Raw genomic sequence first — 7,856 nt, forward strand, 5'->3', positions numbered from 1 at the left:
CCGACCGGCCGCATGTCACCGAGGAAGTGCACGGCACGCGGGCCGGCGGGAGAGTTCCGCCGGGTTTCGCATGCACGGCGAGTATCGCCAGGCGGTTTCCTTCGGCTCAATTTCGTCTCTATGGAATCACTGCGCATCTACAACACGCTCGCGCGTGACAAGCAAGTTTTCGTGCCGCGGCGGCCCGGCGAGGTGCGGATGTATGTCTGCGGGATCACCGTCTACGACTATTGCCACATCGGACACGCGCGGATGGTGGTCGTGTTCGACGTCGTCCAGCGCTGGCTGCGCGCGAGCGGCTACCGGGTGACTTACGTGCGCAACATCACCGATGTCGACGACAAGATCATCCGTCGCGCGATCGAGAACGGCGAGTCGATCAGCGCGCTGACGAGCCGCTTCATCGATGCGATGAACGCGGATTTCGACGCGCTCGGCGTCGAGCGGCCGGACCACGAGCCGCGCGCGACCGCGTTCATCCCGCAGATGCTCGGCATGATCGAGAAGCTCGAGGCGAACGGCTACGCCTATCAGGCAAAGGACGGCGACGTCAATTTCTCGGTGCGCAAGTTCGACGGTTACGGCAAGCTGTCGGGCAAGTCGCTCGAGGATCTGCGCGCAGGCGAGCGTGTAGCCGCGAACGATGCGAAGGAAGACCCGCTCGACTTCGTGCTGTGGAAGCGCGCGAAACCGGACGAGCCGGCCGAGACCGGCTGGGATTCGAAATATGGGCGCGGCCGCCCGGGCTGGCATATCGAGTGCTCGGCAATGGGTTGCACGCTGCTTGGCGAGCACTTCGACATTCACGGCGGCGGGCAGGATCTGCAATTTCCGCATCACGAGAATGAGATCGCGCAAAGCGAGGGCGCGACCGGGCAGACGTTCGTCAATTACTGGATGCACAATGGCTTTGTGCAGGTCGACAGCGAGAAGATGTCGAAATCGCTCGGCAACTTCTTCACGATCCGCGAGGTGCTCGAGAAATTCGACGCCGAGGTCGTGCGCTTTTTCATCTTGCGCGCGCATTACCGTTCGCCGCTCAATTACAGCGACGTGCATCTGGACGATGCGCGCGCGTCGCTGACGCGTCTTTATACGGCACTGAAGGATGTGACGCCCGACGATGCGGCGCTCGATTGGCACGACGATTACGCACGCCGTTTCACGGCGGCGATGAACGACGATTTCAACACGCCGGTTGCAGTCGCGGTGCTGTTCGAGCTGGCGACCGAGGTGAACCGCTCGCGCGATCCGGCGCTCGCGCGCCAGTTGCGGCGGCTCGCCGGCGTGCTCGGCCTGCTCGGCCGCGAACCGCGCGTGTTTCTTCAGGATGCGGCGGGCGCGGCGCGCACGGGCGCGCTCGATGCAGCCGAGATCGAAACGAGGGTCGCCGCGCGCGTTGCCGCGAAGCAGGCGAAAAACTATGCCGAGGCGGACCGGATCCGGGCGGAATTGCTCGATGCCGGCGTCGCGCTTGAAGACAAACCGGGCGGATTGACCGAGTGGCGCCGTATATGAGCGCGCATCGTCTGTCCCATTGATCGATTCGCCAGGCAGGAGGCTAGATGGTAACGGCCAGAAAGGCGCCGGCTAAGGGAGCGGCGACGCAACCGTCAGTAGCGCTCAAGCGTGCCGGCGTGCGTGCGCCGGCCGCGCAGAAAAGTGCGGCCGGGCGCGCGGCGCTCAACGGCGCGGCGAACGGCGCCGCGTACAAGCCGGGCGTGCGCGACGCCGCCGCGAAGCGCGCGAAGGGCGACGGCGAATACGCGGCCGATCTGCCGCAGGACGGCGCGGCCGCATCAGCGGCCGAGCCGCAAACCGCGCGCAAGGCGAAAGTGTCCGAGGCCGCGGTGCCTGTGCCACTGAGCAACGCGGAGACGGTCGCACGCCCGCCGTACTGGGACAAGGCGTGCGCCGATCTCGTCAAGCGCGACCGGATCCTGAAGAAGCTGATTCCGAAATTCGGCCCCGCGCATCTCGTGAAACGCGACGATTCGTTCGTCACGCTCGCGCGCTCGGTCGTCGGCCAGCAGATTTCGGTCGCGGCCGCGCAGTCGATGTGGCTGAAGATCGAGACCGCGTGTCCGAAGCTCGCGCCGCAGCAGATCCTCAAGCTCGGCCAGGAAAAGTTGATCGGATGCGGTTTGTCGAAGCGCAAATCCGAATACATCCTCGATTTGGCGCAGCACTTCGTGTCGGGTGCGCTGCACGTCGACAAATGGGCGACGATGGACGACGAGGACGTGATCGCGGAGCTTACGCAAATCCGCGGCATCGGCCGCTGGACCGCCGAGATGTTCCTGATCTTCAATCTGTCGCGGCCGAACGTGTTGCCGCTCGACGATCTCGCGTTGATTCGCGCGATCAGCGTCAATTATTTCAGTGGAGAGCCTGTCACGCGCAGCGAAGCGCGCGAAGTGGCGGCGAACTGGGAGCCGTGGCGCACCGTTGCCACGTGGTACATGTGGCGCAGTCTCGATCCGTTGACTGTCAGTAGCTGATCCGATAGCCAACCGAGGCTATTGCAAATTATCTGTCGATAGTTTTGACCCGTACTTGCACCGGATGCGCGCGGTAGAATACGCGCTGCCGCAAGACCCAAGGATTCCAACACATGAAGACCACATTTCTGGATTTCGAGCAGCCTATCGCCGAACTCGAGGCGAAAATCGAAGAACTGCGCTTCGTGCAGGACGACTCGGCTGTCGACATCTCGGAAGAGATCGAGCGGCTGTCGAAGAAGAGCCAGCAGCTCACGAAGGATCTGTACGCGAACCTGACGCCTTGGCAGGTCTCGCAGATTGCCCGCCATCCGCAGCGGCCCTACACGCTCGACTACATCAGCGAGTTGTTTACCGATTTTCACGAGTTGCACGGCGATCGCGCATTCGCGGACGACCAGTCGATCGTCGGCGGTCTTGCCCGTTTCAACGGTCACGCATGCATGGTGATTGGCCATCAGAAGGGGCGCGACACCAAGGAGCGTGCCGCGCGCAACTTCGGAATGCCGCGGCCGGAAGGCTACCGCAAGGCCGAGCGGCTAATGCGTCTTGCCGAGAAATTCGGGTTGCCGATTTTCACGTTCGTCGACACGCCGGGCGCGTATCCGGGCGTCGGCGCCGAGGAGCGCGGCCAGTCCGAGGCGATCGGCCGCAATCTGTATGTGATGGCCGAACTGAAGACGCCGATCATCACCACGGTGATCGGTGAAGGCGGTTCGGGCGGTGCGCTGGCGATCGCGGTTGCCGACAGCGTGTTGATGCTGCAATTCGCGACGTATTCGGTGATCTCGCCGGAAGGCTGTGCGTCGATTCTGTGGAAGAGCGCGGCGAAGGCGCCCGAGGCGGCCGAGGCGCTGGGCCTGACCGCGCACCGGCTGAAGGCGCTCGGGCTGATCGACAAGATCGTCAACGAGCCGCTCGGCGGCGCGCACCGTGATCCGAAGGGCATGGCCGCGCTGCTGCGTCGCGCGCTTGCCGACACGCTGCGCCAGTTCCAGGGCATGAACATCGACGCGCTGCGCGCGCGCCGCTTCGAACGCCTGATGGCTTACGGCAAGTTCAAGGAAACGGCGCTGGGCGCGTAAGCGCCGGGCGCCCGGTTTGGACGAACGGCGCGCCGCGCCGCATCGCCGTGATTTCCCCCAATGAGTTTTCCGCCGATCGCGTCGTGCTCGACGCGATCGGCGCCGCGTCGTCCGCGTGGCCGGGCGACGCGACGTTTGCGCTCGCGTACAGCGGCGGGCTCGATTCGACTGTTCTGTTGCATGCGGCGGTGCGGGTCGTCGGCGCGGCGCGCTGTGTGGCGCTGCACGTTCATCATGGATTGAGTCCGAATGCCGACGCGTGGCTCGCGCATTGCGAGCAGGCGGCGCATGCGCTCGGTGTACGCTTCGACGCGATGCGCGTCGACGTGCCGCGCGCAAGCGGCCAGGGGATCGAAGCGAGCGCGCGCGAAGCGCGCTATCGGGCGCTCGATGCGATGTGCGCGCGGCACCATGCGCCCGTGCTATGGCTGGCGCAGCATGCCGACGATCAGGCCGAGACGGTGCTGCTGCAATTGCTGCGCGGGGCCGGCATTGCGGGGCTCGCGGCGATGGCGCCGCAGTATCGGCCCACCTCGGCGAGCGTCGTGCGTGCACGGCCGTTGCTGCATCTGCTGCGCGCGCAACTCGAGCGCTATGCGCGACAACAGGCGCTGCGCTGGATCGATGACGAATCGAACGAAAACACGCGTTATGCGCGCAACGCGTTGCGCGCCGACGTGCTGCCCGCGCTCGCGCCGCACTTTCCGGGGTTTCGCGACGCGCTCGGCCGTGCCGCGCAGCATGCGGCAGCCGCGCAGCGGCTGCTCGACGCGCTTGCCGAGAACGATCTGCGCGCGCTCGCGCGCGACGATGGGCGCGTGTTGTCGCGCGCCGCGCTCGTCGCGCTCGACGACGAGCGCGGCGCGAATCTGCTGCGCTACTGGATGCGCACGCTCGGGCTGCCGGGCGCGTCAGCCGCGCGTCTTGCCGAAATGATGAAACAGCTGCGCGCGGCGCGTGACGCGCATGCGCTGCGCGTCGATCATGCGGGGTGGCGTCTTCGTCTTTATCGCGACGACGTTCAGTGGGAGGCGGACGAACGCACTGGGCCGAGCGGCACGAAAGCGGGCGATGCGGGCGCGGATCAGCATTCAGGCGCGAACGTCGATAGCCGACGCCAAACCGACGGCGGCGCTGCCGCGGCCATTGCCGCCGGCGCGCGGGGTGGGGCGGCGTCGCAGGCGCACGCGGCGGCGGCTGCGCAAATCGACTGCGTGCTCGTTTGGCGCGGCCAGGAGGTCTGGCATCTGCCGGCGTGGCGCGGCACGTTCGTGTTCCATCCGACGCACGCGCGCGATTGCGATGCGGTGCCCGAGGCGCTTCTTGCCGGCGCGGACCTGCATGCGCGTGCGCGCACCGGCGGCGAGCGGATGCGCGCATTGCCGGGCGGGCCGGGTCGCACGTTGAAGAATTTGTTTCAGGAGCGCGGTGTGCCGGCGTGGCAGCGCGACGTGCCGCTGCTGTACGTCGGCGATCGGCTGCTGTTCGTGCCGCGCGTCGGTGTGAATCGCGCGTTCCACCTGGACGCGGATGCGCGCGGCGAATGGCGGCGCATCGAGTGGCGGCCCGATTGGCTGATTGCCTAGCGCTGGCGTGTTCAGGGCAACGGTGAACGTGCGAACCGGTCTTGCTTGTGAATCCGACGACGAAGGCCGCGCATCGGCCGCGCCGTTTTTGCCGCGACGAACCGCCATCCCGTCTGCGTGCAAAAGCACGTGCTTTCGGATACAAACGCGGTGAGTTCCCCGCCGCTCGCCGCCCGGTTCGGCGGGCGGCTTCGGGCCCGCGTAAGCGGATCGTCGATTTGATGCGCGGGCCTCGGCGCGAGGCTTGCCCGACGTGCCGGCAACCGCCGCATCGATCTGGTTGATCCGGTTGCGAGTGAGGCGCTTGCTTGCGCGCCGGGCCGCTTAAAGAGGTCGCGATCCGTGCGTTGCTGGGCAGCGCGGCTTGTCAAGCAGCGATCGATCGGGTACGCTCAAGCGTTTGCTCGGCTCGATTTTTGAGCATTTTGTGCAGGTTTCCCGCGTGACGTACCCGGTTTGCGCGGCCTGAGCCGCCTTCCGGGCAAATCGCCACGCCCTGCGTGCTGCGCCCCAGCCGTTCTTCCCGTCGTCCGTCCACAGCCACAAGCCGCGTGACCGAACGGCACCGCGGTCTGTCCAGCATGTCCGTGCGGCCTCTCTCCAGTTCTGAACGACAATGGCACTCATCGTACATAAATACGGCGGCACTTCGATGGGCTCGGTCGAGCGCATCAAGAACGTCGCAAAACGCGTCGCAAAATGGCATCAGGCCGGACACCGGATGGTGGTCGTGCCGTCGGCGATGTCTGGCGAAACGAACCGTTTGCTCGGGCTCGCCAAAGAGATTTCGAGCCAGCCGAATCCGCGTGAGCTCGACATGATTGCGTCGACGGGCGAACAGGTCAGCGTTGGCCTGCTGTCGATCGCGCTGCAGGAAATCGGCGTCGATGCCGTGAGCTACGCCGGCTGGCAGGTGCCGGTCAAGACCGACAGCGCTTACACGAAAGCGCGCATTCACTCGATCGACGACGAGCGCGTGACGAAGGATCTCGACGCGGGCAAGGTCGTTATCATCACGGGCTTTCAAGGCGTCGATCCGGATGGCCATATCACGACGCTCGGCCGCGGCGGCTCGGATACGTCGGCGGTTGCCGTTGCGGCTGCGCTCAAGGCCGACGAATGCCTGATCTACACCGACGTCGACGGCGTCTACACCACCGATCCGCGCGTCGTTGAAGAAGCGCGTCGCCTTGATCGCGTGACGTTCGAGGAAATGCTGGAAATGGCAAGCCTCGGCTCGAAGGTGCTGCAAATCCGCTCGGTCGAGTTTGCCGGCAAATACCATGTGAAGACGCGTGTGCTGTCGAGCCTCACCGATCCGCAGATTCCGCTCGACGAAGAGATGTGTTCGGGCACCCTGATTACTTTTGAAGAAGACGAGACCATGGAAAAGGCAGTCATTTCCGGTATTGCGTTCCAGCGTGACGAAGCGCGCATCGCGGTGATGGGCGTGCCCGACAAGCCGGGCATCGCATATCAGATTCTCGGCCCGGTGGCCGACGCGAACATCGATATCGACATGATCATCCAGAACCAGAGCGTGCAAGGTAAGACCGACTTCACGTTCACGGTCGGCCGTGGCGATTATCAGAAGGCGATGGACATCCTCACGAACCAGGTGAAGGGGCATGTGAGCGCCGAGCAGGTGCTGGGCGACCCGAAAGTGTCGAAGGTGTCGGTGGTCGGAGTCGGGATGCGTTCGCACGTCGGCGTCGCGAGCACGATGTTCCGCACGCTGTCGGAAGAGGGGATCAACATTCAGATGATTTCGACGTCCGAGATCAAGATCTCGGTGTTGATCGACGAGAAATATATGGAACTCGCCGTCCGCGCGTTGCATAAGGCGTTCGAACTCGAGCAGGCATGATGAAATTTCCGTGACGCGTGCGGTGAATATGCGTCGCGGAAATTTGACGTTCTGCTCGGAACCCTATATTATCTTGGTTTCGTCGCGCTGCCTCCCTGGCGCGAGCGAAGGTTTGGGAGACGTGGCCGAGAGGTCGAAGGCACTCCCCTGCTAAGGGAGCATCTGGGCCAAAACCTGGATCGAGGGTTCGAATCCCTCCGTCTCCGCCAGTATCTGGCGGCGAAACCCCGCAGAGTCTAGGCTCTGCGGGGTTTTTGTTTTGCGGTGACGAATAAGGAAGGGTGGTAATCAAAACGACCATCGCTTCGATAGCCCCTTTTCATGCGGCGGCATTTCAGCCCATTTCATTGGTTTCCGGCAGTCACGATATCCGAGGTGCAGCAGGGCATGCGCCTGGTTTCCGGTGGCCTCAGTCCACGGCCAAGACGCAGACCGGCGTGAACGCGGATACAACGTATTCCGGCGCAACGAGTTTCGCTCTGAGGCGCGGACGAGCGGTTTCCTCTCTCGACTCTGATGCGCGTTGCGGCGTGTCATTTTTTCACTGCCATGCACCCGATGCGTGTGCGTTCATTTGCGCTTTGCACGCGCGGCCATGGCGGGCATATCGCAAGCGAAGCCTTTCGCGTGCGTTCGCATGGTCTCGCGCTCCTGTTCTGGATCAGCCGGCTTGATCGCGGGCCCGACGATGCTCGTTGTGACGAGCGTGATTCCCGTCTGCGCTTCATTGTCAGCGTCGGATAGATACTCCCCACTTTCGTCGAAGTAATTTTCCCCAGTTTTTTATCTGACGGTGCCGCGGTAGCGGCGCCGTCCT

At 64.4% G+C, this 7,856-nt stretch carries 5 protein-coding genes, 1 tRNA gene and 1 pseudogene; 6 read left to right on the forward strand and 1 reads right to left on the reverse strand.

Going from position 1 to position 7,856, the window contains the following annotated elements:
- Positions 1-120 precede the first annotated feature (120 nt).
- The 4 genes from cysS (at position 121) to tilS (ending at position 5,172) form a co-directional block, all read left to right on the forward strand.
- A complete protein-coding gene (gene cysS, locus BSIN_RS14085; RefSeq protein WP_089340969.1) occupies positions 121-1,518 on the forward strand; it encodes a cysteine--tRNA ligase in 1,398 nt (465 codons plus the stop codon).
- Between the two features lie 47 nt (positions 1,519-1,565).
- Complete coding sequence (locus BSIN_RS14090) at positions 1,566-2,501, forward strand: DNA-3-methyladenine glycosylase family protein (protein WP_089340970.1); 936 nt, start codon at positions 1,566-1,568, stop codon at positions 2,499-2,501.
- A gap of 113 nt (positions 2,502-2,614) precedes the next feature.
- Positions 2,615-3,586: an acetyl-CoA carboxylase carboxyltransferase subunit alpha gene (locus BSIN_RS14095; protein ID WP_089340971.1), complete on the forward strand. Its 972-nt coding sequence runs from the start codon at positions 2,615-2,617 to the stop codon at positions 3,584-3,586.
- A gap of 47 nt (positions 3,587-3,633) precedes the next feature.
- On the forward strand, positions 3,634-5,172 hold the full coding sequence (tilS, locus tag BSIN_RS14100) for a tRNA lysidine(34) synthetase TilS (RefSeq protein ID WP_089340972.1): 1,539 nt from the start codon (positions 3,634-3,636) through the stop codon (positions 5,170-5,172).
- 392 nt (positions 5,173-5,564) lie between these two features.
- On the opposite strand, the pseudogene BSIN_RS14105 reads toward tilS, so the two are convergent.
- A pseudogene (locus tag BSIN_RS14105) lies at positions 5,565-5,806 on the reverse strand (hypothetical protein).
- On the opposite strand from BSIN_RS14105, the gene BSIN_RS14110 reads away from it, so the two are divergent.
- Entirely contained in the window at positions 5,789-7,039 is a 1,251-nt protein-coding gene (locus BSIN_RS14110) for an aspartate kinase (protein ID WP_059516717.1), read from the forward strand. The pseudogene BSIN_RS14105 and the gene BSIN_RS14110 sit on opposite strands and share 18 nt — an antisense overlap.
- A 115-nt stretch (positions 7,040-7,154) precedes the next feature.
- Positions 7,155-7,248, forward strand: a tRNA-Ser gene (locus tag BSIN_RS14115).
- Positions 7,249-7,856 lie beyond the last annotated feature (608 nt).

It is taken from the genome of Burkholderia singularis, from assembly GCF_900176645.1.
Lineage (GTDB): Bacteria > Pseudomonadota > Gammaproteobacteria > Burkholderiales > Burkholderiaceae > Burkholderia > Burkholderia singularis.

What these genes read in the sequence shown, in the direction of transcription:
- cysS (WP_089340969.1), top strand. Translation starts at nt 121, where the DNA reads ATGGAATCACTGCGCATCTACAACACGCTCGCGCGTGACAAGCAAGTT.
- BSIN_RS14095 (WP_089340971.1), top strand. Translation starts at nt 2,615, where the DNA reads ATGAAGACCACATTTCTGGATTTCGAGCAGCCTATCGCCGAACTCGAG.
- BSIN_RS14090 (WP_089340970.1), top strand. Translation starts at nt 1,566, where the DNA reads ATGGTAACGGCCAGAAAGGCGCCGGCTAAGGGAGCGGCGACGCAACCG.
- BSIN_RS14110 (WP_059516717.1), top strand. Translation starts at nt 5,789, where the DNA reads ATGGCACTCATCGTACATAAATACGGCGGCACTTCGATGGGCTCGGTC.